We start from the raw sequence: 23,038 nt of genomic DNA, 5'->3' as shown, positions 1-23,038 counted from the left end.
TCTTTTTGAAGCTGATCGGGAAGTGGAAGCCGGCTTTGCCTCGCGACAAGCGCGTAACGCGTTTGCACGGAGATCAAGCTCAAACAAGCGATCAGATCATGATGCGATTTCGAACGATCGCGTCATGATCTAGATTTCTGCATCTAGATTTCTGCGATGGCGCCGACATGATCGGCGATCGCAAGCGACGACGTCAGTCCCGGCGACTCGATCCCGAACAGATTGATCAGGCCCTCGACGCCATGGTCCTGCGGACCCTGGATCAGGAAGTCCTGCGTCGCCACGGCGGGCGGAACGATCTTCGGCCGGATGCCCGAATAGCTCGGCATCAGTGCGCGGTCCGGCAGGCCCGGCCAGTATTTGCGGATGGCCGGGTAGAACCGTTCGGCGCGCGCCGGATCGACGGCGTAGTCGATGGCCTCGATCCACTCCACGTCGGGACCGAATCTGGCCTGGCCCGCCATGTCCAGCGTCAGATGAACGCCGAGCCCGCCGGGTTCAGGCACCGGATAGATCAGCCGCGAGAACGGCGCCCGCGCGCTGCAGCTGAAATAATTGCCCTTGGCGAGATAGGCGGGCGGAATCCGTTCCAGCGGCATCCCGTCGATGCCGCGCGCCACCGTTGTGGCTGAAAGCCCGGCGGCGTTGACCAGCAGCCGGCATTGCAGCGTCATCGGAGCTTTGCCGCCGGCGTCGATCTCGATCATGCCGCCGGCCGCCTTGGCGCGAAGCAGCGGCGTATGAAACGCAAAGGCGGCGCCGGCCTCCTCGGCCTCGCCGCGCAGCGAAAGCATGTAGGCGTGGCTGTCGACGATGCCCGTGGAGGGCGACAGCAGGGCGGCGTCGCAGGCGAGCGCCGGCTCCAGCGCGCGCGCGGCCTCGCCCGAGAGCAGCTGCATGTCGAGCACGTCGTTGGCCTCGGCGTGCGCCTTGATCGATTGCAGCTTCTCGGTCTCCTCCGGATTGGCCGCGACGATCAGCTTGCCGCAGTTCCTGTGCGGAATGCCGCGCTCCCTGCAGTAGCGATAGAGCGCGTGCCTGCCGCTGACGCAGAAGCGCGCCATCCAGCTGCCCGCGCGATAGTAAATCCCGGCATGGATCACCTCGCTGTTGCGCGAGGAGGTGATGGTGCCGATTCCCTCGGCCTCCTCCAGCACGATGACCTCGCGTCCGGCCTGCGACAGCCGCCGGGCCACCGCCAAACCGACCACGCCGGCTCCGATCACGACGCAATCGACTCTATCCATGGTTGCCGAGGGATTCGATTGGCCGCGAAGCGACGCCCGGCTCGCCCGGAACACGGGCCGCCGGATAGCTCGCCGTTAAGGAAGCATTTATCATGTCAGGGCAATTGCCGTATTTGACGTCACATTTTTCCGTCGCGCGAACAGGCGTTTACCCGATCCAAACGCGTGAAGCCAGACAATCCTCAGTTGAAATTGCGGGTGGCGGATGGCTGAGAAGAACTGGCACGCGGGCAGCACTATCCTGATTGCTGTGCAGGCCGTCGTGTGCCTCGGCTGCGCGATCGCGCCTGCACGCGCCTTTGCGTTGTCGGTCGATTTCGCCCCGCAAAGCTATGTCGGCAATCTCGATCCCAACCTGATCTGGGAAGCCCTGATCGGCGGCGTTGCCGTCTGCTCGCTTCTTGCGGCGATCGTGCTGTGGATCCACTCCGCATTGCGCCGGGCCAGGCGTATGCAGCTGCGGCGCAACGCCTTCGTCTCCTCCGCGCTCAATAATCTGAACCAGGGCGTGGTGATGACCGATTCGCGGCAGCGGGTCATCTTCTGCAACGACCGCTACCTCGAGATCTACGGCCTGTCGCGGTCGGACCTCTGGCACAGCATGTCCGGTGACGACATCCTCGAGTTGCGTCGCGACCGCGGCGTGCTCGGCGTCAGCAACGAGGAGTTCTACGAGAAGGCGCAGAGCCACAACGGCCTGATCACGGAGCTGCCGGGCGGCCGGGCCATCCTGGTCAAGTATTTCGTGCTGCCGAACGGCGGCTCGGTGGCGACCCATCTCGACGTCAGCGAACAGCGCAAGCTGTCGCGGCAGCTCGCCTCCACCAAGCAGTTCCTGGAATCGGTGCTCGACAACGTCCCGGTCTGCGTCGCCGCGAAGAACATCGAGGACGGCCGCTACATCTTCGCCAACCGCGCCTTCGAGCGCTTCTCGCGCTTCTCGCGCGACCGCATCGTCGGCAAGCGGGCCGACGAGATCTTCCGTCCCGCGACGGCGGCGAGCATCGAGGCCGCCGATCGCGCGGCGCTGGATTCCCCCGAGGGGCAGTTCCGCAACGAGTTCAAGGTCGAGCGCGGGCCGGAGACGCGCGTCCTGTCCTCCGTCCGCGTCCTCGCCCGCAACGAGCAGAACCAGCCGGAATTCCTGATCGCGCTGTTCGAGGACGTCACCGATCGCCGGTCGCTGTCGCGGGAGCTCGAGAGCACCAAGAAGTTCCTCGAGCTCGTGGTCGACAACATCCCGGTGTCGCTGATCGTGGAGCGGGTCAAGGACGGCCGCTATCTGCTCGCCAACCGCAGCGCCGAGGCAATTCTCAATCGCAGCCGCGAAGACGCCATGGGCCTGACCGCGGCGGACATCTTCAACGCCAAGGAAGCCAAGCTCATCATCGCGCGGGACGAGGCGGCGATCAAGAAACGGGGACTCCTCACCGAGGAACATCCGATCTCGACCAAGGACGGCCTGCGGCTGTTCCTGACCCGGCGCATGACCGTGCTCGACGACGCCGGCGAGCCGCAATACCTGATCAAGACCCACGAAGACGTTACCGACCGCAGGCAGACCGAGTCGCGCATGGCGCACATGGCCTATCATGATGGCCTGACCGATCTGCCGAACCGGGCCGCCTTCCTGCAGGCGTTGACGCAGATGATCGAAGCCTGCGAGGGCACGAGCGAGGAATTCGCGGTGCTCTGCCTCGATCTCGACGGGCTGAAGGAGGTCAACGACGTCTTCGGCCATGCGCTCGGTGACAAGCTGCTGGTCGAGGTGGCCCAGCGCTTCCAGGACGTCGCGCGCGGCGGTGTGGTCGCGCGCCTGTCCGGCGACGAGTTCGGCCTGATCATCGACGGCAGGCAGCCGGAGGCCGGCATGGCGCTGGCCCGCCAGCTCGGCGAGGCGCTCGCCCAGGAGTTCCAGATCGACGGCCGGGCGGTCCGCGCCGGCGTCACCACGGGCATCTCCGTGTTTCCGCACAACGGCACCGACGGCGCCTCGCTGCTGGCGAACGCCAGCGCGGCCCTGTTCCGCGCCAAGCAGAAGTCGCGCGGAACCATCAGCTTGTACCAGCCGGAGATGGACCAGCAGATCCGCGACCGTCGCGTGCTGCACCAGGACCTGTCGAAGGCCATCAAGAACGGCGAGCTCTCGCTCGCCTTCCAGCCGCAGGGGATCGCCGGCCACACCGTGGCGGAGAGTGAGATCATCGGCTTCGAGGCGCTGGCGCGCTGGCGGCATCCGGTTCGCGGACAGGTGTCGCCGGCCGAGTTCATTCCGATTGCGGAAGAGAGCGGCCTGATCGTCGAGATGGGCGAGTGGATCCTGCGCGAGGTCTGCCGCGAGGCCGCATCCTGGCCGAAGCCGCTCCAGGTCGCCGTCAACCTGTCGCCGGCGCAGTTCATGCACGGCGACGTGGTCGGGCTCGTGCATTCGATCCTGCTGGAGACCGGCCTTGCCCCGGGCCGGCTGGAGCTCGAGATCACCGAAGGCGTGCTGATCGAGGATTTCGACCGCGGCCTCGCCCTGCTGCGCCGGCTCAAGGCGCTGGGCGTGCGCATCTCGATGGACGATTTCGGCAGCGGCTATTCCTCGCTGAGCTACCTGCAGGCGTTCCCGTTCGACAAGATCAAGATCGACCGCGCCTTCGTCGTCAATCTCGGCCGCAACCCGCAATCGGCGGCGATCGTCCGCGCCGTGATCGATCTCGGACACGGCCTGGAGATGTCGATCATCGCCGAAGGCGTCGAGACGACGGAACAACTCGCCTTCCTCGCCAGGGAGGGCTGCGACGGCGTGCAGGGTTACCTGCTCGGGAAGCCGCTGCCGATCGGACGCTATGCCGGCCTGGTCGGCCGTGCGGAGACGATGGAGCTTGCGCTCAAGACCGGCTAGTGATGGGCGCGGCTCCTCTGTTCGTTCCCTCACGACGGCTTCATGGCGGATTACGATCTCGCGATCATCGGCGGCGGCCTGAACGGCGTCAGCATCGCGCGTGACGCCGCCGGTCGTGGCCTGCGGGTGATCCTGTTCGAGCAGGGCGACCTCGGCGGCGCGGCCTCCTCGGCTACGCCGCGCCTGGTCCACGGCGACCTGTCGGTGCTCGAGCGCCGCGGCTTCTGGCGGGTGCGGCGAGCCCTCGCCGAGCGCGGCACCTGGCTCAAGATCGCGCCGCATCTGGTCCGCCCGATGCGCTTCGCCATCCCCTCCCATTCGGATGAGCGGCCGCCCTGGCTCGTGCGCGCCGGCCTCCTGCTCTATGACCGCCTGACGCGGCGGAACGGTCTGCCGCCGTCGGCGACGATCGACATCACCCACCATCCGGTTGGCAATGCTCTGAAGCGGCCGTTCGGCACCGCCTTCGAATATTCGGACTGCGTGGTCGACGATGCCCGGCTCGTGATCTTGACCGCACTGGATGCGGCCGAACGCGGCGCCGTCATCCGCACCGGCGCGCGCTGCGTGCGTGCGGACCGGACGGATATCTGGCGCCTTGCGGTGGTTGATCGCGGGCATCGTCGGGCAATCACGGCGCGCGCGCTGGTCAACGCCACCGGCGGCTGGACCTCGATGGTCGCCGAGACCGTGCTGCGGCAGAAGCCGCCGGCCGCAGGCGCCATTCAGATCAGCCAGATCATCGTGCGCCGGCTGTTCGAGTCCGACGATGTCTACGTGTTCCAGCACAGCGACGGGCGGCTGATCTTCGCGAGCCCCTTCGAGCGCGACTTCACGCTGATCGGCACCGCCACGCATCCCTTCAAGGGCGATCCGGGGATTGTCGCCATGCCGGCGGCCGACGTCAGCTATCTCTGCGAGGCGGCCAACCGCTACTTCCGCGAACGGGTCGAGCCGACCGACGTGGTTCGGACCGTCTCCGGCGTCAACCTGGCGCAAGACCCCGCGCAGCGGCGCCTCACGCGGGACGGCGCGCTCGTCGTCGACGCGCGCAGGCGCCGGGCGCCGCTGATCACGATCTTCGGCGGCGACGTCACGATCTCGCGGTTGCGCGCGGAGCGGGCCGTCAGCCGGCTGACGCCGTTTTATCCGATGTCGCCGCGCTGGACGGCCGGCGCCGTTCTGCCGGGCGGCGATTTCGCCTGGCAGCGCTTCGACGACGAGGTCGACGTTGTGCGCGACCGCTGGCGATTCCTCGCCGAGCCGCAGGCCCGGCGCCTGGTGGCGGCCTATGGCTCGCGGCTTTCCGCCGTGCTGGGCGAGGCCACGAGCCGCGCCGACCTCGGTCCGACCTTCGGCCCGGAACTGACGGGCGCCGAGGTGCGCTATCTCATGACGACGGAATGGGCTCGCTTTCCCGACGACATCCTGTGGCGCCGCTCCAAGCTCGGCCTGACCATGTCGCAAGCCGACCGCGACGCGCTGGCCGCGTTCATGGCCAGCGTGTGTTGAAGTCGGTCAGCGAGCGCCAGGCATTCCGCCGGGGTCTTGCGCAGCGTGCCGGATGGCGTGGATGACGATTTCGTCGGCCGCGATTTCATTGAAGATCAGGAAGGGGTAAGGCGTCGTTGTCAACCTTCGAATATCCGGATCGTCGGTTCGGATGCCGATCTCCGGATGCGCCAGCAACAGATCGGCGACGTCCTGGATACGTCGCTGGACGCGTCCTGCTCCCTGTGGGGAAGCTGCTGCAATGTAGGTCAGGATCGAATCGAGGTCTGCGAGAGCGGGGAGGGTATATCGGAGCTTCACAGCCCGTGCTTCGCCCAGGTCGCGCGAACCTGTGCGTCCGTTGCAAATTCGCCGCGTGCGGCAGCCGCCTTCGATGTCGCGATCGCCGATCGTTCATCATCCGACAGTTTCACGGGCGATGACGCCTCACCACCGGCAAGCTGAAGAACGATACGGGCAATATCGTCCTGCGCCTCCGCGGGAAGGCTGCGCGCGATCTCAAGAGCCTGATCCAGCAGCTTGGTCATACAGTAATTATAGGTCGGTCGGGCTGGATATGAAGGGAGATCTTGCAGGGTTCGGCTCGAACCGGTTGAGCCGGGATCGATCCGCCGCTAGCGTGCGGCTGCATTTTCGGAGCCGGCGGGGACCATGGCTGAGGAACTATCCGACATCGAGGCGTCTGCGGATCGGACCGTCGCTGCCGCGGCCGGGCCGGACGCGTATCCGCCGTCGGATGAGCCGCTGCTGCGAATCGAGGGCGTGGTGAAATCGTTCGGCGGGTTTCGCGCCGTCGACGGCGTGTCGCTCGACATCAGGGCCGGGGAGTTCTTCGCGCTGTTGGGCCCCAGCGGCTGCGGCAAGACGACGCTGTTGCGCATGCTCGCCGGTTTCGAGGCGCCGGACGCGGGGCGCATCCTGCTCGGCGGGCGCGACATCGCGCCGACGCTGCCGCATGAGCGCCCGATCAACATGATGTTCCAGAACTACGCGCTGTTTCCGCATTTGTCCGTGCGCGACAACATCGCCTTCGGCCTGAAGCGCATGGGCATGGCGCGCGCCGATATCGCCGCGCGCGTGGCGGAGATGGTCGCGCTGGTCAAGCTCGGGGGGCTGGAGAAGCGCAAGCCGGACCAGCTTTCCGGCGGCCAGCGGCAGCGCGTGGCGCTGGCCCGCTCGCTCGCCCGCCGCCCAAAAGTGCTGCTGCTCGACGAGCCGCTCGCCGCGCTCGACAAGAAACTGCGCGAGAGCACGCAGGGCGAACTGCTGGAGCTGCAGCGCCGGCTCGGCATGACCTTCATCATCGTCACCCACGACCAGGAGGAGGCGATGACGATGGCTGATAGAATCGGGGTGATGGACGCCGGCCGGCTCGATCAGGTCGCGGCTCCGCGCGAGCTCTACGAGGCGCCGCGCTCGCGCTGGATCGCGGAGTTCGTCGGCGACATCAACCTGTTCGACGGCGAACTGCAGTCGCAAGACGGCCATCGCCTGACGATCGCGACTCGCGACGCCGGGGCGTTGCTGGTGGCCGCGCCCGACAGGGCGCTCGACAAGGCCAAGGTGTCGATCGCGATCCGTCCCGAGAAGGTGAAGCTCTCGCGCCGCGGCCCGGCGAGCGACGCGGGCCAGGGATCGGCGATCAACCGGCTGGACGGCGTGGTCACGGACGTCTGCTATCTCGGCGGCACCACCACCTACAAGGTCAGGCTCGACGCCGGCGGAACGGTGCGGTCCTCGATGGCCAATACCGCGCGCATCGACATCGACGCCTACGGCATCGACCAGCACGTGGTCGCCTGGTTCACGCCCGACGACTGCCTGGTGCTCGAGCAATGAGCGCGCGCCGCATCTTCACCCGGCCTGCGCGCTTCGCTGCGATCGCGCCCTATGGCTGGATGGTGCTGTTCTTCCTGGTGCCGTTCGCCTTCGTGCTGAAGATCAGCCTGTCGCAGACGGCGATCGCGCAGCCGCCCTACGAGCCGCTGTTCGACCTGACCGCGGGCTGGCAGGCGGTCCGCGCCGCGCTGGCGGCGCTGTCGCTCGACAATTTCAAGCTGCTGGCCTCCGACAGTCTCTACGTGTTCGCCTATGTGCGCAGCCTCTATGTCTCGCTCACGGCCACCGCGATTCTGCTGCTGATCGGCTACCCCATCGCCTACGGCATGGCGCGGCTGCCGAAGCGCTGGCAGGCGGTGGCGATGGTGCTGGTGATCGTGCCGTTCTGGACCTCGTTCCTGATCCGCATCTACGCCTGGATCAACATCTTGCAGCATGACGGCCTGCTGAACCAGATCCTGCTCGCGCTGCACATCGTGAGCCGGCCGGTGGTCTGGCTCTCCACCGACAGCGCGATGTATCTCGGCATCGTCTATTCCTATCTGCCGTTCATAATCCTGCCGCTCTACGCGACGCTCGCGAAGATGGAGCCGGCGCTGGAGGAGGCCGCCGCCGATCTCGGCGCGCCGCCCTGGCAGGTGTTCTGGCTCGTCACCTTTCCGCTGTCGCTGCCGGGCGTCGGCGCCGGTGCGCTGCTCTGCTTCATTCCGATCGTCGGCGAGTTCGTGATCCCCGATCTGCTGGCCGGCTCCAATTCGCTGATGATCGGCCAGACCCTGTGGCTCGAGTTCTTCACCAACAAGGACTGGCCGGTGGCCTCCGCGGCGGCGATCGTGCTGCTGGTCGTGCTGCTGGCGCCGCTCCTGCTCTACGACCGGCTGCAGCGCCGCCAACTGGAACAGGGGCGCTAAAGGCCATGCGCAGGATCGGCCGCCTCTCCAACTTCAACGTCGTCTCGCTGGCGCTGGGCCTCGCCTTCCTCTATCTGCCGATAATCATCCTGGTGATCTACTCCTTCAACGCCTCGCGCCTGGTGACAGTGTGGGGCGGCTGGTCGCTGCGCTGGTACCATGAGTTCTTCAACGATCGCGCCATGATCGAGGCGGCCTGGATGAGCCTGCGGGTCGCGGTGTGCTCGGCGAGCATCGCGACGCTGCTGGGGACGCTCGCGGCCGTTGCGCTCTCGCGCGGCGGGCGCTTTGCCGGCCGCACGCTGTTTTCGGGCATGCTGTATGCGCCGCTGGTGATGCCGGAGGTGATCACGGGGCTATCGCTTCTCCTGCTGTTCGTGGCGCTGAACGCCGAGCGCGGCTTCTGGACGGTGACGATCGCGCACACGACGCTGACGATGTGCTTCGTCGCGGTGGTGGTGCAGTCGCGCCTCGGCTCGCTCGACAGGAGCCTCGAGGAGGCCGCGATGGACCTCGGCTGCGATCCGGTCCGCGCCTTCCTCGCCGTCACGCTGCCGCTGATCGCGCCGGCGATCGCCGCCGGCTGGATGCTCGCCTTCACGCTGTCGCTCGACGATCTCGTGATCGCGAGCTTCACCACCGGCCCGGGATCCGCGACGCTGCCGATCCGCATCTATTCCGAGGTGCGGCTTGGCGTGAAGCCCGAGATCAACGCGATCTGCACGCTGGTGATCGCTCTCATCGCGGTGGTGATCATCGTCGCCTCCCTGGCCTCGAAGCTGTCGAGCACGCAAGGCGAGAGCGCCGCTCCGCTCTAGGCGCAGCTCACGACTTCACCGCGCCCGCCGTGAGCCCGCCCACCATGTAGCGGCGGAAGGCGTAGTAGATCGCGGCCGGCGGCAGCGCGTAGATGAAGCCCGTGGTCATCAACAGCTCCCACGGCGAATCGTCGGCGGCGAGGAAGTTGCCGAGCGCGACGGGGAGCGTGATCTCCTTGTCGTTGGACAGCAGCAGGAACGCGTAGAGATATTCGTTCCAGGCGAGCAGCACCGCGTAGGTGCCGATCGCGACCAGCGAGGGCATCATCAAGGGCAGATAGACCAGGCGGAAGATCTGCAAGGTGGTGGCGCCATCCATCACGGCGGCCTCGTCGAGCTCGACCGGCAGCTTGTCGGAGGCCTGCTTCAGGACCCAGATCGCGTAGGGCGAGGCGATCGTCACCATGGCGAGGATCAGCGACCAGTGATTGTTGAGCAGGCCGTAATTGCCCATGGTCCGGTACATCGGCACGGCGAGGAATGCGGCCGGAATGAAATAGGTGAACAGCGCGAGATTCATCACCGCGCGCCCGCCGGGCACGCGCAGCCGCGAGATCGAGAAGGCGGCTGCCGTCGCCACGAACAGCGTCAGCGCGCCGACCGCGACCGCGATCACCACCGAGTTCCAGAACTGGACGTAGAAGTCGCGCAGGAAATAATGCTGCTCGTTGAACACGATCGAGAAGTTGTGCAGCGTCGGATGCTCCGGCCACATCCTGCCGGAGAACGCGTCCTCCTTCGGCGAGATCGCGAACAGGAACATGTGATAGATCGGCACCATGGTCCAGATGAACACGGGAATGCCGATCAGCAGCAGCCGCGCCTCGGTCGCGACGTCGCGTAAGGTGGGGAGCTTCATCGCGACAGCCGTTTCATCATGAAGTAGACGAGCGGCAGCACCAGCGGCATCGCGCAGACGATGGAGGCCATCGCGAGCGAGAGCTGGTCGAGCCGGAGGTAGCGGATGCCGAGCGTCGACAGCACGTGGGTGAGGTCGGCGGGCCCGCCGCCGGTCAGGAGGTAGACGCTGTTGAAGTCGCCGAGCGTCCAGATCATCGAGAGCAGCGTGCAGGTGACGTAGAGCGTCTGCATCGACGGCCAGGTGATGTAGCGGAACTTCTGCCACCAGCTCGCACCGTCCACCTCGGCCGCCTCGAACAAATCGTGCGAGATGGCGAGCCGCCCGGTGATCAGGATCAGCGTCCAGAACGGCAGCGATTTCCAGATGTGCACGCCGATCGCCATGGCGAGCGCCACGGTCGGGTCATTCAGCCAGTTCGGGCCGTCATCGCCGGTGAACTTGAAGATGATCTGGTTGACCATGCCCCATTCGGGATTGAGCATGAAGCGGACCGACAGGATGGTCGGGATCGAGGGCACCGCCCAGGGCAGGATGAACAGCACCGAGAGCCATTTGATCCAGGTGCGCTGCTGGATGAAGAAGCCGGACAGGAACAGCGCGATCAGCATCTTGACGTTGATGCCGACGACCAGGAAGATCAGCGTGTTGACGGCGGCGCGCGCGAAGATCGGGTCGTTGTAGAGCGCGACATAGCTTGCCGGCTGGCGCGCCAGCCACAGCCCGTAGCCGACGGGATAGACGACGAAGGCGAGGAACACCAGCATATAGGGCGCGAGCAGCACGATGCCCCAGACCTGCGGCGGCGTCAGCCGCGCCGACAGCGGCGGCGCAGGCATCGCATGATCGCCAGAAAGCGTGATCGCCATATGCGTATCCTACACCGTGGCGTCGTCCCGGCGAACGCCGGGACCCATATTCACCGGCCGCGGTTATTGCGTGAAAGGCGTCGGGCAGCCTTTCCCACAACAAGCGATACGGTTCATGGGTCCCCGCTTTCGCGGGGACGACGGTGCATCCTGGCCTAGCCCGCGACCTGCTTGAGGCGGGCGATCAGTTCGTCGACCGCCTTGTCGACCGGGACCTTCTCGCTCACCACCCGGTTCATGGCCTTGGCCCAGACGTTCTCGTTGTTCAGGATCGTGAACTTCCAGTTCTTGGTGAAGTCGAACGGCGCGGTGCCGCCCATGAACTGATTGTAGACCGCCTTGCGGTGCTTGTCGGCCTGCCAGAACGGGCTCGCCTGGCTTTCCTTCGTCACCGGGAACCAGCGGCCGAGTGCGCCCTCGATATAGGGACGGACGTTCTCCTCCTGCAGCAGGAAGCTGATGAACTGCTTGCCTTCCGCCTTGTTCTTGGCGTTGGCGAAGATCAGCCCGGTCTTGACGTCGGAGCGATACCGGATGGTCGAGCCGTCGGGTGCCTTCGGGAAGGACGCGGTGATGATGTCCTCCTCATAGGCCTTCTTGCCGGCGGCGCGCTGTTCGGGCGTCAGCGCCTGGTTGGTCGAGTCCTCGTACCACTTCGCCGCGATCGAGATGGTGAAGTTGTGGGTCATCACGATCGTCTTGTTGTGGAAGGCGACGTTGTTGTCCGGATCCTTCCAGGTCGTGGAGGAGGGCGGCGTGCAGCCCTTGATGTAGGTGTCGGTATAATCCTTCAGTGCGTGGATCAGCCCGTCGCGCACCTTGGGATCGTCGACCAGGAGCTTGCCGTCGTCGTCGACCAGCTTGACGTGGTAGGCGTCCATGAAGGTGTAGAAGGACTGGAAGGAGTCGGTGGATTCCACGCCCATCGGCTGGCCGACCGCGTAGATGCGCTGGCCGGTGGCTTTACGGATCGCCGGCTGCACCTTGTCGCACCAGAAGGTCCAATAGCCGTTCCAGTCGTTCGGGATGTCGCTCTGCTTGAAGCCCGCCTTCCCCAGCATGTCGCTCCAGATGTTGACGTGCATGCTCTGCTGCTTCAGCGGGAAGCCGTAATAGGCCTTCTTCTTCGCGACGTTGTCGTAGAGCTTCGACGCCTCCAGCGTGTTCGGCGCGAACCGGTCCTGAATCGGCGTCATGACGTCCGAAAGGTCCTCGAGCTTGCCCTCATAGGCCCACTTGCCCTGCGCCTGGACGTCGTACGTGTCGGAATAGGCGACATCGGGTACCGTGCCGGAATCGAGCGCCGCCACCGTCTTCGGAATCATGTCCTGGATGGCGTATTGCGACAGCTCGACCTTGATGCCGGTCTTGGCTTCGAACTTCTTGATCGTGTCGAGCAGCGCGTCGTCTTCGGACTTGTAAAATCCCTTGCCCCACCAGACCGTGATGGTCTTCTGCTGGGCAAGAGCGGGTGCCGCGGCGGCAAACAGCCCGACTGCAGCGACCGCAAGCGAAAGTGCGCCAATAGCCTTGGATCTCACGTTTTTCTCCCTGAAACCGCCGGTGTTTTAACCGGTTGGATAAAACACTAGCGCAGGATGGTAGCGCAATCTAGCGGCATCTTGGCAGACCTAGGTCGCGCGTTTCGAGGGGCGTGGCGCATGCGCGAATCGTGAATTTCACTCGATCGGCGCATCAATCCGCCCCGCTCGATTCGCTTTCATCGAGAGGCTGGATCAATTCGACCGGGCGCCGCCCTTGCCGCCGTCCCTGGCGTTGTCGGCGGCGTCGTCGGGCGCGGCCGGCTTGCCGCCGGTGAAGCGCTCGAGCACGGAGCGCACGGCGTCGCGGGTCTTGCGGTCCTTGACTGCGTCGAGCAGCGGCGCGGAGGCCGGCGAGCGGCGGATCAGGCTTTCCGGATCGGGAAAAATCAGCGGATCGTCCCACGGGCCCTGCACCACGAAGGGCAGTTCGAAGCCGCCTGTCCCGTTCAGGCTCGCGATCCCCTTCATGTCGTATTCGCGCGTCGGCACCGAGGCGGTTCCGGTCAGCGTGATCTTCGCCGCCGGTCCCTCGATGTGGATGTCCTGGGCGGTCGCAATCCCGTCGGAGAACTTCATCGCGATGGTGAGGTTGTCGTAGGGCGTCGAGCCGCTGCGGAAATTGCCGCCGCCCGACAGCGGCCGCCGCTCCAGCCGCTTCAGGAGCTGCTCGGCGTTGAAGCCGCTGATGGCGCCATCATGCGCCGTCACGGTCGCGGTGCCGTCGAGCGACTGCGCGAGACCGAACGGGCTCGAGCCGGAGGCGACCAGGGACACGTTGATGTTGCCGCGGCCGGACAGCTTGCTGATGCCGAACAGTTCGGATGCGCAGGTCTGCAGGTCGACGTCGGTGAACTGGAGCTGCGCCTTGACGTCGGCGACGGTGTCGGAGCGCGCGATGCCGAACGAGCCCCTGGCGATGCCGCCATAGACCTGCGCCTCGCCGACCGACAGTGCGAGCGTGCCGTTGCGCAGGTTGGCGCCGATCGCGGTGCGGCCGAGCTTCGAGGGGCCGACCGTCAGCCGCGCCGCCGACAGGCGCATGTCGAGGTCGGTCGCGAGCAGCGCGTTGAGGTCGAACAGCTGCCGGTTCCAGTCGCGTGCGCCGCTCGCCAGCAGCCGGAAGGTCGAGATGTAGGGCGTGAAGTCGAGCGCATCGGCCGCCAGCGTCGCCTGTAGCGTCTGCCGGCCGTTGTTGGCGTAGGTCATCACGCCCTCGGCGACGTTGCCGTCGAGCTCGACATTGACGTTGGTGAGCGCGATCGAGGCGCCGACGACGTTGGCGCGGGCCTTCAACGCGAAGCGGCCGAAGCCGCCGCTGCCCGGCGCGGGCTGGCCGGTCCAGCGCAGGGCGTTGCGCAGCGACGGGCTGTCGACGGTGAGCGTGCCTTCCATCATCGGGCTGGTGCGGTTGGCGACGCTGCCGTCGAAGGCGACCTTGAGCGGCGCGCTGACCAGCCGCGCCTTCAGTCCGGAGCGGTCGCCGGACAGGGCGGCGACGAAATCGGAGAAGCTGATCGAGCCGTCGACGCGCTCGCCGCGCCAGTCGAACTGCCCGGTCGCGGCAAAGGAGCGCGAGATCGAGGGCCAGGCCAGCGACAGGTCGATGTCCTCGAGCTTCTCTGCGGCGTGGCTCGCGGCGTCGTCGTAGTTCAGCACGCCGTCCTGTACCCTGATCTCGGAAAACGAGACCTGGTTGTCGGCGCCGGGCTTCATCGTGCGCGCGATGGTCTGGATGAAGGGCGTCCAGTTGCTCTGGCCGTCGGCCGCCACGCTGACGCGGATGTGCGGCCGCAGCAGCAACAGGTCGGAAATCTCGAAACGCTGCAGCAGGAGCGGTAGGAGGCGCAAATTCGCGGTGAGCACGTCGACGTGGAGGGCGGGCTCGCTGCCGCTGCCCTTCAGCCCGACGTCGTGGAACGACACGTAGCTTGCCGGAAGCACCGAGACGTCGATCGCGCCGGCGACGCTGAGCTCGAGCCCGGTGACGTCGCGGATCTGGGCCTCCACGGCGTTGCGCAGCGCGTCGCGGTTGATCAGCCAGGAGGCCGCGATCAGGGCGACCAGCGCCAGCCCGAGCAGCGCCGCAATCGGCGTCCCAAGGCGCTTTATTCCGTCGGCCATCGTCAATGGCATGTCCTGGTCGGGTCGGTTGCTGGATGCTCGGAAGGGCGGGCCGGGAATGCGCGCCCCACGCCCAACCCTCGCAACTTGATGGGTTTTCTTGTCGCTTTCAAGGCCGCTGGTAGCGTTATGCCCACGGCGTGGGCAGCTTCTAGCATCGCGGTCGGGGGGCGGAGAAGCCCGTACGTTGACGGCTTTGGAGCATTTCGCCTAATACTCCGGGCCAATCGAGGCGCGCTGCCTCCAGATCAAGGTCCAGTTCAAGGTTTTCCGCATGAACAAGGTCTATCCCGACGCGAAGTCGGCGCTCGACGGCATTCTGAAGGACGGCATGATGATCATGTCCGGCGGTTTCGGCCTCTGCGGCATCGCCGAGACCCTGTCGGACGCCATCCGCGATTCCGGCGTCAAGAACCTCACGGTGGTCTCCAACAATGCCGGCGTCGACGGCGTCGGGCTGAGCCGCCTCCTGGAGACCAAGCAGATCCGGAAGATGATCTCCTCCTATGTCGGCGAGAATAAGCTGTTCGCCCAGCAATACCTCGCGGGCGAACTGGAACTCGAATTCAATCCGCAGGGCACGCTCGCCGAGCGCATCCGCGCCGGCGGCGCCGGCATTCCCGCCTTCTACACCAAGACCGGCGTCGGCACGCTGATCGCGGAAGGCAAGGAAGTGAAGGAGTTCGACGGCGAGAAGTACCTGATGGAGCGCGGGCTGTTCGCCGATCTCGCCATCGTGCATGCCTGGATGGGCGATACCGCCGGCAATCTCATCTATCGCAAGACCGCGCGGAACTTCAACCCGATGATGGCGACCGCGGCCAGGATCACGGTCGCCGAGGTCGAGCACCTCGTGCCGGCCGGCCAGCTCAATCCCGATCACATCCACACTCCTGGCATTTTCGTGAAGCGAATCGTCCAGGTCGGCACCGCCAAGAAACACATTGAATTCCGCAACACCCGCCCGCGGCCCTCGGCTGCGGCCGGAACGGGAGTAGAAATCTGATGGCCTGGACCCGTGAACAGATGGCCGCGCGCGCCGCGAAGGAATTGCGCGACGGCTACTACGTCAATCTCGGCATCGGCATCCCGACGCTGGTCTCCAACTACATCCCCGAGGGCATGGACGTGTCCTTGCAGAGCGAGAACGGCATGCTCGGCATGGGCCCGTTCCCCTACGAGGACGAGGTCGATGCGGACCTCATCAACGCCGGCAAGCAGACCGTGAGCGAGCTGCCCTCGACCAGCTATTTCTCGAGCGCCGATTCCTTCGGCATGATCCGCGGCGGCCACATGGACCTGTCGATCCTCGGCGCCATGCAGGTGGCCCAGAACGGCGACCTCGCCAACTGGATGATCCCCGGCAAGATGGTCAAGGGCATGGGCGGCGCGATGGATCTCGTCGCCGGCGTCAAACGCGTGGTCGTGGTGATGGAGCATTCCGCCAAGGACGGTGCAAAGCTCCTTAAGAAGTGCAACCTGCCACTGACCGGCGAGCGCGTGGTCGACATGGTCGTCACCGATCTCGCCGTCTTCACCATCGACAAGCACGGCACTGGCGGCATGGCGCTGATCGAGCTCGCCGACGGCGTCACGCTCGACGAGGTCAAGGAAAAGACCGAAGCCGAGTTCCGCGTCGCGCTGAAGAACACCTGACGCCGGGAAACTCGGCGCTCGTGTCCCGGACGCGATGCAGCGTGCAACGCTGCTGCGCAGAGCCGGGACCCAGAAAGCAATAGACACGGTGTGGGCGACATGGCCCCCGCTCTGCAGCGCACCGCTGAAGAAGCGCTGCGCTGCGTCGGGGGCACGATGACGCGCGAAGGGAGCCCGCTACGACCTCGCCGACAGCGCCTTGCTCACGCGGTGTGCGACACCGGCCACCCAGGATTTCGGCTCGCGCACCAGGCGGAAGCCGAGATTGGCGGGCGGCACGCCTGCGGCGCAGCCGCCGGCGCGGGCGTCGCGGATGAAGTCGGTGACGTAGGCGCGGTGCGCGCCTTCGGCGACACGCACGCCGCAATTGGCGGTGCTTCGCTCGGCTCGGCCGGCCTCATCGACCCGGCTGCGCACGAAGCAGGTCGAGGTCCACTCCCAGACGTTGCCGGCGAGGTCGAGCACGCCGTGCTCGTTGACGCCGAACTTGCCGAACGGATAGGCGGCGGTGTCGGAGAGGTCGCGATCGGATTCGCGCTCGTAGCGGCTGATCCAGCGCTTCGACGGATCGCTGGTATCGACCGGCAGGCCATCGTCCCTGAATTTGCTGCCGGCGGCAAACGCCCATTCCTCGTCGGTCGGCAGGCGATAATGCTCGCCGGTGCGGCGCGACAGCCAGGCGGCATAACTTTCCGCGTCGTGCCAGCTCACCTGCACGGCCGGGCGGTCCGGCGCGACCACGACGCCGCGGTCGAGCGCGCGGCAGCCGCCGTCGCGCACGCAGAGCTGATAGTCGGCGGAGGAGACCTGGTGCTGCATGATCGCGAGCGGCTTCCTGAAGCGCAGCGATACGAGCGGCGCTTCCGCCTGCCGGTTGCCGCGGGTGAAATCGCCGGCGGCGCGATAGGACATTGCGCCGGGAGCGATCTCCACCAGCGCCGGGCCGTCGCCGGCCCTGCGATTGGCGACGTCGGAGACGAGCGGCGCCAGCGCCAGCGGTCCGGCAAGGCCGGCCGCGCAGGCAACCGCCAGTTTGAGCTTGAACGCGATCAGCATGACATTCACCGAATGAAGACGGGGCCGGATTGCTCAGCCCCAGGAGCGCGACGATGTCGCGCTCCGGCTTCTTGTCTGGAGCATGATCTCTTCGGAAAACCGCGACGCACTCTTCCGGATCATGCTCTCGTCGTCAGTTGGTCTTGGGGGCGGGGATTTCCGCGGGCGCCTTCACCTGGGTCATCAGGTCGTCGTTCCACTTGCCTTCGACCTTGAAGTGGGCGGTGGCGCCGAGATCGGCGGCCTCGATCAGGTTGTGCGTGACATAGGCATAGATGCCGGGCTGCAGGAACTTGTACATCGCCGCTCCCGCAGAGCCGCCGCGGATGAACCAGGTCTCGAGTCCGGTCTCCGGTGCGTTGGAGAATTTTCCGGTCTCCCAGACATAGTCGCCATGGCCGCCGATCAGGTGCGGGCGGCTGTCGCGGTTGGCTTCCGAGTGCACGATCAGCACGTTCTCGCCGACCTTGGCCGTCAGCGCGTTCTTGCCGGTCAGCGCGCCGACCTTGCCGTTGAACACGACGTGCGTCGGAATCAGCTTCTTCATCACCTCTTCGGTGTCGGTGTAGGCCTCGCCGGGCGAGTCGTAGGACTTGAAGTTGCCCTTCTCGTCGCGCGGCACGTACATGTCCTGCTCGCCGATGTAGTAGACCTTGTCGTACTTCAGCGCGTGGCCCTTGCCGTCGTTCAGCCCGTCGCGCGGCAGCACCATCACGGCGCCGTTCATGCCGGAGACGACGTGCCAGGGGATCATCGGGCCGCCCGGGGCGCAGTGATAGACGAAGACGCCGGTGCGGGTCGCCTTCCAGCGCAGCACGACCTGCTCGCCGGGATTGACCAGCGTCAACTCGGCGCCGCCGAGCGCGCCGGTCGCGGAGTGGAAGTCGATGTTGTGCGGCATCGAGTTGGTCGACGGATTGACCAGCGTGACCTCGACATAGTCGCCTTCATGCACGACCATCAGCGGGCCCGGCATAGAGCCGTTGAAGGTCATGGCCTGGAAGGTAGTGCCCTTGTCGTCGATCACGACCTTCTTTTCCTGGACCGTGAGCGTGAACTCCATGATCTTGGGGCCCTGCTTGGTGGCCTGCTCGTGCGCGTGCACGAAGGGCGGCGCGACCAGCTCGACCTTCTGCCGCGGCAGCTTGAGATCTTCGGCGGCGAGCGCTGGCGTCGCCAGCATGAGGGCGGTCGCGGCGGCGCTGATGAGAGCGGCTCTGCGGGTCAACATCGGAGGCATCCTTTTCCTTACGTTCGATGCCCCGCACATTGCGCTGCTCGCGGCAACTTATGTTGCGCTGCGACAAACTTCGGCCGCCTTTGCCTCCGCACCACTACGTAAGCGCGTTACCTGAGCAGGATCGGTGATACGACGTTAACCGTATCGGACTCGCTGATGCCGATCGCGAGCCCGAGCGACCAGCGGCCCGACAGCGGCGCCGACATCTTCACGCACCATTGATCGTGTCCGACGCGTTCCGCACTCGCCGTCACCGGCGCGACGCCGTGCTGGCGTGCGCCTTTCGTGCGGGCGATGGAGATCGGGGGACGGGCGGCTAGAACAGCCGGATGGCGAGCCAGACCGTGGTCCAGACCGTGAGCGCCAGCACGGCAAGAACCGCGACGGTGACGGCGAGCACGCGCGCCGCATGAACGGGGCCGGCGGCGGGCACGGCCGGCTCCGGGCGAAAATCGTCGAAGCGCGGGATATGGCCGCGAACACCCACCAGCCAGAAAACGATGTCGAGTGCGAAAAGCGCCATGACGGCAGCTCCGGACGAGGTCGTGGATTGGCGATCGACCATGGACCGGGGCCCGGGCACTCACTTTGCGCGAGCGCAATGTTCCCGCTTACGCATGAACGCTGCCGGAATTCGATGATCTTTGCGCAAGCGCAAGGTGGGCCATCCGGTTCCGGGTTAGTCGAATTGCGATCAGGGGCCTGACGGGTTCACGGCAATGGGCAATTTTGGAACGGGACTGTCATGAGGGCGGATCTTGCGGCGGGCTACGGCGAAGAGCGTCTGCCGCGCTATACGAGCTATCCGACCGCGCCGCATTTTTCTCCGGCCGTCGGTTCCGATGTCTATGCCAAATGGCTAGCGGAGATTCCGGCCAATCTCAGCGCTTCGCTCTATCTGCACGTGCCGTTCTGCCGCGAGATGTGCTGGTACTGCGGCTGCCATACCCAGATCGCCCGCCGCGACGACCTGATCGCCGCCTATCAGCGGACGCTGCGCCGCGAGATCGAGCTCGTCGCGCAGACGATCGACCGCCGCATCAAGGTCGAGCACATTCATTTCGGCGGCGGCACGCCGACGATCATGGCGCCCGAGTCGTTCACCGACCTGATGGCGGCGCTCCGGCAGGCCTTCTTCGTGCTGCCCGAGGCCGAGATCGCGATCGAGATCGATCCGCGCACGCTGACGGCGGAGATGATCGAGGCGCTCAGGCTCGGCGGCGTCAATCGCGCGAGCCTGGGGGTGCAGAGCTTCGATCCCGGCGTGCAGGTCGCGATCAACCGCGTGCAGAGTTTCGAACAGACCAAGAGTGTCACCGAGAACCTGCGCCGCGCCGGCATCGCGGGCGTCAACTTCGACCTGATCTACGGATTGCCGCATCAGACGGTCGCCTCGTGCCTGGACACGGTGCGGCGCTGTCTCGAGCTGAAGCCCGACCGCTTCTCGGTGTTCGGCTATGCGCACGTCCCGAGCTTCAAGAAGCACCAGCGCAAGATCAACGAGAATTACCTGCCCGATACGCTGGCGCGCCACGACCAGTCCTGCGCCATCGCCAACGCGCTGAAGGAGGCCGGCTACGTCCAGATCGGACTCGACCATTTCGCGCTGCCGGACGACGCCATGGCGAAGGCCTTTGCCGAGCACCGGCTGCGGCGCAATTTCCAGGGCTACACCACCGACGCCAGCGAGTTGCTGATCGGCTTCGGTGCGAGCGCGATCGGCCATCTGCCGCAGGGCTACGTCCAGAACGACGTCCAGATCGGCGCCTATTCGCAGGCGATCGCGAACGGCCGGCTGGCGACCGTCAAGGGTTACGCGCTGACCGACGACGACCGGCTGCGCGCCGACATCATCGAACGCATCATGTGCGATTACCGCGTCGATCTCGGCGAGGTCTGCGCGCGCCATGGCGCTGCGCCGGAGACGATGCTGCAATCGGCCACCCGGCTGAAAGGCCTGATTTCGGACGGCGTGGTCAAGCTCGAGGGTGACCGCCTCGCGGTCGCCAACGATTCCCGCTTCCTGCTGCGCAGCGTCGCCGCCGCCTTCGACGCGCATCTCGACGCCGCCAAGCAGTTGCACAGCCGCGCGGTGTAGCTCGCGCCTCGTCCCCCGCTCGTCATGCGCAGGCGGAGAACTGCGCACCAGCTTGCGCTCCGACAAAGAGATGACGGCCGGATCCGCTACCGTCAAATCGGAGCGGAGTTGCCCATGCCCTTCCGATTTGACGATCTGGTCGACGACGTCATGAGCCAGGCGCCGCAGACCATTCGCGTGTTCCTCGCCTTCAAGATGGCCTGTGTCGGCTGCCCGATCGCCTGCTTCCACACCGTCGACGACGCCTGCCGCGAGCACGGCGTCGACCGCGAGGCGTTCCTCGACGCGCTGTGCGCCTGCGAGCCGGCGTGATCAGCGGGCCGCGCCGCCGTCCTCGGGGTGCTGCTCGGCGAGCACCACGATCTTGTGCGGCTCGCGCAGGATGATGCGCTGGCGGCCGCTTTCGATCAGGCCGAGTTGTTCCCAGCCGCTGAGGATGCGGCTCACCGTGTGCAGCGTGGTGCCGGTCATCTGCGCGATGTCCTGCCGGCTGATCGGGAAATCGATCTCGATGCCGTGATCGAGCTTCTTGCCGGATTGCTTGGCGAGGCGCAGCAAGGCATGCGCCACGCGCTGCTCGACCTGCTGCGTCGACATCTCCACCACGCGGGTGTGGGTCTCCTGCAGTCGGGCGCCGACGGTCTGCAGCGTGTTGGTGGCGAGCCCCGGAAACTTCTGCACCAGCCGCGGCCAGGTGCCGGTCGGCCAGGCCAGCACCACGCTGTCGTCCACCGCGGTCGCGGTCGCCGGATATTGCGTGAGCCCGATCGCCATCGCGAGGCCGAAGGTCTCGCCGGTCGAGACATAGCGCACCACGATCTGCTCGCCGGTCGGCGTGGTCTTGGCGGCGCGGACATGGCCGTGCAGCAGCAGGAAGAAGGAATGCGCGTCCTCGCCCTGCTCGAACACGGCAGTGTTCTTCGCATAGCGCGCCGAGCGGGCCTCGCGCAAAATCTCCTCCAGTTCCTCCGGCTTGAAGCCGGCGAACAGCGGCAGATGCGCAACCAGCGACGTGTCGACCTTGGCCATTCTGTCTCCCGGGCGGGCCGCCCCCTGGCGGAACCGAACCTTTCAATCGCACAGGTGTTTGCGTTAGCGCAAAACCAGTCCCCCGGTCAGCGGTATTTTTGCAAATAAACCCCTGATCTCACCGGAGCTTATACCATGGCTGGCCCCCGTTCCCGCGCCTATCAAGGCTGGCCCTTGTTTGCGAACAGCTTTCGGCCGTTTTTCCTGCTCGGCGCCATCCAGGCCGGGCTGGCGATCCTGGTCTGGCTGCCGGTTTTTCACGGCGAATTGTCGGTCGCCTCCGCCTTCGCGCCGCGGGACTGGCACGTGCACGAGATGCTGTACGGCTACCTGCCGGCGGTGATCACCGGCTTCCTGTTCACGGCGATCCCGAACTGGACCGGACGGCTGCCGATCCGCGGCGCACCCCTGGCGACGCTGGTGGCGGTCTGGCTCGCCGGGCGGGTCGCGGTGACCTGCTCGGCCACGACCGGCTGGGCGCTCGCGTTCGTGGTCGACGCCGCGTTCCTGGCGCTGGTCGCGGCCGCTGCGGCACGCGAGATCGTGGCCGGCAAGAACTGGCGTAACCTGCCGGTGGTGATGCTGGTGCTGCTCTTGCTCGCCGGCAACGTCGCCTTCCATCTCGAAGCGCATTTCGAGGGCGCGGCCGACTTCAGCATCCGGCTCGGCGTCGGCGTGGTCGTGCTGCTGATCTCGCTGATCGGCGGCCGCATCATTCCGAGTTTCACCCGCAACTGGCTGGTGCGGGAAAATCCCGGCCGCCTGCCGGTGCCGCACGGCCGTTTCGACGGCATCGTGCTCGGGGCGAGCGCGCTGGCGCTGCTCGCCTGGGTCGCAAGTCCCCTGCATCCGGTCACGGGCGCCCTTGCCGGACTGGTAGGCCTGCTGCATCTGGCGCGGCTGTCGCGCTGGGCCGGCGAGCGCACCGTGCGCGAGCGGCTGCTCCTGATCCTGCATGTCGGCTACGTCTTCGTTCCGCTCGGCTTCCTGCTGCACGCGGTCGCCGCCTTCGGCGCGCTGCCGTCGAGCGCCGGCATCCACGCCTGGATGGCGGGCGCGGCCGGCACCATGACGCTCGCGGTGATGACGCGCGCGAGCCTCGGCCATACCGGGCAGGCGCTGACCGCGTCGCCGGCCACGCAGGCGATCTATGTCGCGATCGTGATTGCTGCGGCGGCGCGGATCTGCGCGGTGCTGCATCCGCCGCTGAGCGACGTGCTGCTGCACGTTGCGGCCTTCTGCTGGGCGGCGGCGTTCCTCGGCTTTGCGGTCGCCTTCGGCCCGCTGCTGCTGGGCAGCCGCCTGCGCGCGTTGGCGATCCCGCGCCGCGTGGCCGCGGCGCGCTGAGG

22 protein-coding genes are annotated in these 23,038 nt (G+C 66.4%); 10 read left to right on the top strand and 12 right to left on the bottom strand.

Features of this window, described 5'->3' with window-relative positions; genetic code table 11:
* Nucleotides 1–143: 143 nt before the first annotated feature.
* On the bottom strand, nt 144–1,247 hold the full coding sequence (locus KGM94_RS02640; RefSeq protein WP_300254676.1) for an NAD(P)/FAD-dependent oxidoreductase: 1,104 nt from the start codon (nt 1,245–1,247) through the stop codon (nt 144–146).
* 205 nt (nt 1,248–1,452) lie between these two features.
* Here KGM94_RS02640 and KGM94_RS02635 point away from each other — a divergent pair, with 205 nt between their 5' ends.
* Both KGM94_RS02635 and KGM94_RS02630 read left to right on the top strand, forming a co-directional pair.
* Nucleotides 1,453–4,137: an EAL domain-containing protein gene (locus tag KGM94_RS02635; protein ID WP_300254674.1), complete on the top strand. Its 2,685-nt coding sequence runs from the start codon at nt 1,453–1,455 to the stop codon at nt 4,135–4,137.
* Between the two features lie 42 nt (nt 4,138–4,179).
* Nucleotides 4,180–5,649 carry a glycerol-3-phosphate dehydrogenase gene (locus KGM94_RS02630; protein WP_300254672.1) on the top strand — a complete coding sequence of 490 codons (1,470 nt, stop codon included), beginning with the start codon at nt 4,180–4,182 and terminating at the stop codon, nt 5,647–5,649.
* 6 nt (nt 5,650–5,655) lie between these two features.
* Here the strand turns inward: KGM94_RS02630 and KGM94_RS02625 are convergent, their stop codons facing one another.
* Entirely contained in the window at nt 5,656–5,949 is a 294-nt protein-coding gene (locus KGM94_RS02625) for a type II toxin-antitoxin system RelE/ParE family toxin (protein ID WP_300254670.1), read from the bottom strand.
* On the bottom strand, nt 5,946–6,176 hold the full coding sequence (locus KGM94_RS02620) for a hypothetical protein (protein WP_300254667.1): 231 nt from the start codon (nt 6,174–6,176) through the stop codon (nt 5,946–5,948). The genes KGM94_RS02625 and KGM94_RS02620 overlap by 4 nt, the downstream gene beginning before the upstream one ends.
* Before the next feature lie 124 nt (nt 6,177–6,300).
* Here KGM94_RS02620 and KGM94_RS02615 point away from each other — a divergent pair, with 124 nt between their 5' ends.
* From KGM94_RS02615 to KGM94_RS02605, 3 genes are read left to right on the top strand one after another with little or no spacing between them, the layout of a single operon-like run.
* Entirely contained in the window at nt 6,301–7,488 is a 1,188-nt protein-coding gene (locus KGM94_RS02615) for an ABC transporter ATP-binding protein (RefSeq protein WP_300254664.1), read from the top strand.
* Entirely contained in the window at nt 7,485–8,399 is a 915-nt protein-coding gene (locus KGM94_RS02610) for an ABC transporter permease (protein WP_300254660.1), read from the top strand. Before KGM94_RS02615 ends, KGM94_RS02610 begins: the two co-directional genes overlap by 4 nt.
* A 5-nt stretch (nt 8,400–8,404) precedes the next feature.
* Nucleotides 8,405–9,217, top strand: coding sequence for an ABC transporter permease subunit (locus tag KGM94_RS02605; protein ID WP_300254657.1), 813 nt, complete (start codon nt 8,405–8,407; stop codon nt 9,215–9,217).
* A 7-nt stretch (nt 9,218–9,224) separates the two neighbouring features.
* Here KGM94_RS02605 and KGM94_RS02600 read toward each other — a convergent pair whose 3' ends face one another.
* The 4 genes from KGM94_RS02600 to KGM94_RS02585 all read right to left on the bottom strand — a co-directional run bounded on the left by KGM94_RS02600 (nt 9,225) and on the right by KGM94_RS02585 (nt 14,610).
* Complete coding sequence (locus tag KGM94_RS02600) at nt 9,225–10,076, bottom strand: carbohydrate ABC transporter permease (RefSeq protein ID WP_300254654.1); 852 nt, start codon at nt 10,074–10,076, stop codon at nt 9,225–9,227.
* A complete protein-coding gene (locus tag KGM94_RS02595; RefSeq protein WP_300254651.1) occupies nt 10,073–10,945 on the bottom strand; it encodes a sugar ABC transporter permease in 873 nt (290 codons plus the stop codon). Before KGM94_RS02595 ends, KGM94_RS02600 begins: the two co-directional genes overlap by 4 nt.
* A gap of 155 nt (nt 10,946–11,100) precedes the next feature.
* A complete protein-coding gene (locus KGM94_RS02590; protein ID WP_300254648.1) occupies nt 11,101–12,486 on the bottom strand; it encodes an ABC transporter substrate-binding protein in 1,386 nt (461 codons plus the stop codon).
* A 195-nt stretch (nt 12,487–12,681) separates the two neighbouring features.
* Nucleotides 12,682–14,610: an AsmA family protein gene (locus KGM94_RS02585; RefSeq protein WP_300254647.1), complete on the bottom strand. Its 1,929-nt coding sequence runs from the start codon at nt 14,608–14,610 to the stop codon at nt 12,682–12,684.
* 274 nt (nt 14,611–14,884) lie between these two features.
* On the opposite strand from KGM94_RS02585, the gene KGM94_RS02580 reads away from it, so the two are divergent.
* Both KGM94_RS02580 and KGM94_RS02575 read left to right on the top strand, forming a co-directional pair.
* Nucleotides 14,885–15,616 (top strand): CoA transferase subunit A, encoded by a 732-nt coding sequence (locus KGM94_RS02580; RefSeq protein WP_300254644.1) that lies wholly within the window; start codon nt 14,885–14,887, stop codon nt 15,614–15,616.
* On the top strand, nt 15,616–16,266 hold the full coding sequence (locus KGM94_RS02575; protein WP_300254641.1) for a 3-oxoacid CoA-transferase subunit B: 651 nt from the start codon (nt 15,616–15,618) through the stop codon (nt 16,264–16,266). The genes KGM94_RS02580 and KGM94_RS02575 overlap by 1 nt, the downstream gene beginning before the upstream one ends.
* A gap of 177 nt (nt 16,267–16,443) precedes the next feature.
* On the opposite strand, the gene KGM94_RS02570 is transcribed toward KGM94_RS02575, so the two are convergent.
* The 4 genes from KGM94_RS02570 to KGM94_RS02555 form a co-directional block, all read right to left on the bottom strand.
* Nucleotides 16,444–17,322: an SUMF1/EgtB/PvdO family nonheme iron enzyme gene (locus KGM94_RS02570; protein WP_300254638.1), complete on the bottom strand. Its 879-nt coding sequence runs from the start codon at nt 17,320–17,322 to the stop codon at nt 16,444–16,446.
* Between the two features lie 133 nt (nt 17,323–17,455).
* Nucleotides 17,456–18,553 carry a copper-containing nitrite reductase gene (gene nirK / locus KGM94_RS02565; protein ID WP_300254636.1) on the bottom strand — a complete coding sequence of 366 codons (1,098 nt, stop codon included), beginning with the start codon at nt 18,551–18,553 and terminating at the stop codon, nt 17,456–17,458.
* 116 nt (nt 18,554–18,669) lie between these two features.
* Nucleotides 18,670–18,816 carry a hypothetical protein gene (locus KGM94_RS02560; RefSeq protein ID WP_300254633.1) on the bottom strand — a complete coding sequence of 49 codons (147 nt, stop codon included), beginning with the start codon at nt 18,814–18,816 and terminating at the stop codon, nt 18,670–18,672.
* 62 nt (nt 18,817–18,878) lie between these two features.
* Nucleotides 18,879–19,085 carry a hypothetical protein gene (locus KGM94_RS02555; protein ID WP_300254630.1) on the bottom strand — a complete coding sequence of 69 codons (207 nt, stop codon included), beginning with the start codon at nt 19,083–19,085 and terminating at the stop codon, nt 18,879–18,881.
* A gap of 222 nt (nt 19,086–19,307) precedes the next feature.
* Between KGM94_RS02555 and hemN the strand changes: the two genes are divergently transcribed.
* Nucleotides 19,308–20,660 carry an oxygen-independent coproporphyrinogen III oxidase gene (gene hemN / locus KGM94_RS02550; protein WP_300254627.1) on the top strand — a complete coding sequence of 451 codons (1,353 nt, stop codon included), beginning with the start codon at nt 19,308–19,310 and terminating at the stop codon, nt 20,658–20,660.
* Between the two features lie 114 nt (nt 20,661–20,774).
* Nucleotides 20,775–20,972, top strand: coding sequence for a DUF1858 domain-containing protein (locus tag KGM94_RS02545; RefSeq protein WP_300254625.1), 198 nt, complete (start codon nt 20,775–20,777; stop codon nt 20,970–20,972).
* Here the strand turns inward: KGM94_RS02545 and KGM94_RS02540 are convergent, their stop codons facing one another.
* Nucleotides 20,973–21,689 (bottom strand): Crp/Fnr family transcriptional regulator, encoded by a 717-nt coding sequence (locus KGM94_RS02540; protein WP_300254622.1) that lies wholly within the window; start codon nt 21,687–21,689, stop codon nt 20,973–20,975. It abuts the gene before it with no gap.
* Between the two features lie 135 nt (nt 21,690–21,824).
* Here KGM94_RS02540 and KGM94_RS02535 point away from each other — a divergent pair, with 135 nt between their 5' ends.
* A complete protein-coding gene (locus KGM94_RS02535) occupies nt 21,825–23,036 on the top strand; it encodes an NnrS family protein (protein WP_300254619.1) in 1,212 nt (403 codons plus the stop codon).
* Nucleotides 23,037–23,038: the final 2 nt, after the last annotated feature.

This window comes from Bradyrhizobium sp. (assembly GCF_028868675.1).
Taxonomy (GTDB): Bacteria; Pseudomonadota; Alphaproteobacteria; order Rhizobiales; family Xanthobacteraceae; genus Bradyrhizobium.
Note: the sequence above shows the minus strand (reverse complement) of the source record. Positions and strands in the feature narration are given on the sequence as shown.

Bases quoted from the DNA above. Each gene is read 5' to 3' on its own strand.
- KGM94_RS02610 (WP_300254660.1), top strand. From the start codon at position 7,485: ATGAGCGCGCGCCGCATCTTCACCCGGCCTGCGCGCTTCGCTGCGATC.
- nirK (WP_300254636.1), bottom strand. From the start codon at position 18,553: ATGTTGACCCGCAGAGCCGCTCTCATCAGCGCCGCCGCGACCGCCCTC.
- KGM94_RS02640 (WP_300254676.1), bottom strand. From the start codon at position 1,247: ATGGATAGAGTCGATTGCGTCGTGATCGGAGCCGGCGTGGTCGGTTTG.
- KGM94_RS02595 (WP_300254651.1), bottom strand. From the start codon at position 10,945: ATGGCGATCACGCTTTCTGGCGATCATGCGATGCCTGCGCCGCCGCTG.
- KGM94_RS02535 (WP_300254619.1), top strand. From the start codon at position 21,825: ATGGCTGGCCCCCGTTCCCGCGCCTATCAAGGCTGGCCCTTGTTTGCG.
- KGM94_RS02585 (WP_300254647.1), bottom strand. From the start codon at position 14,610: ATGGCCGACGGAATAAAGCGCCTTGGGACGCCGATTGCGGCGCTGCTC.
- KGM94_RS02570 (WP_300254638.1), bottom strand. From the start codon at position 17,322: ATGCTGATCGCGTTCAAGCTCAAACTGGCGGTTGCCTGCGCGGCCGGC.
- KGM94_RS02630 (WP_300254672.1), top strand. From the start codon at position 4,180: ATGGCGGATTACGATCTCGCGATCATCGGCGGCGGCCTGAACGGCGTC.
- KGM94_RS02580 (WP_300254644.1), top strand. From the start codon at position 14,885: ATGAACAAGGTCTATCCCGACGCGAAGTCGGCGCTCGACGGCATTCTG.
- hemN (WP_300254627.1), top strand. From the start codon at position 19,308: ATGAGGGCGGATCTTGCGGCGGGCTACGGCGAAGAGCGTCTGCCGCGC.
- KGM94_RS02635 (WP_300254674.1), top strand. From the start codon at position 1,453: ATGGCTGAGAAGAACTGGCACGCGGGCAGCACTATCCTGATTGCTGTG.
- KGM94_RS02600 (WP_300254654.1), bottom strand. From the start codon at position 10,076: ATGAAGCTCCCCACCTTACGCGACGTCGCGACCGAGGCGCGGCTGCTG.
- KGM94_RS02615 (WP_300254664.1), top strand. From the start codon at position 6,301: ATGGCTGAGGAACTATCCGACATCGAGGCGTCTGCGGATCGGACCGTC.
- KGM94_RS02555 (WP_300254630.1), bottom strand. From the start codon at position 19,085: ATGGCGCTTTTCGCACTCGACATCGTTTTCTGGCTGGTGGGTGTTCGC.
- KGM94_RS02575 (WP_300254641.1), top strand. From the start codon at position 15,616: ATGGCCTGGACCCGTGAACAGATGGCCGCGCGCGCCGCGAAGGAATTG.
- KGM94_RS02605 (WP_300254657.1), top strand. From the start codon at position 8,405: ATGCGCAGGATCGGCCGCCTCTCCAACTTCAACGTCGTCTCGCTGGCG.
- KGM94_RS02620 (WP_300254667.1), bottom strand. From the start codon at position 6,176: ATGACCAAGCTGCTGGATCAGGCTCTTGAGATCGCGCGCAGCCTTCCC.
- KGM94_RS02540 (WP_300254622.1), bottom strand. From the start codon at position 21,689: ATGGCCAAGGTCGACACGTCGCTGGTTGCGCATCTGCCGCTGTTCGCC.
- KGM94_RS02545 (WP_300254625.1), top strand. From the start codon at position 20,775: ATGCCCTTCCGATTTGACGATCTGGTCGACGACGTCATGAGCCAGGCG.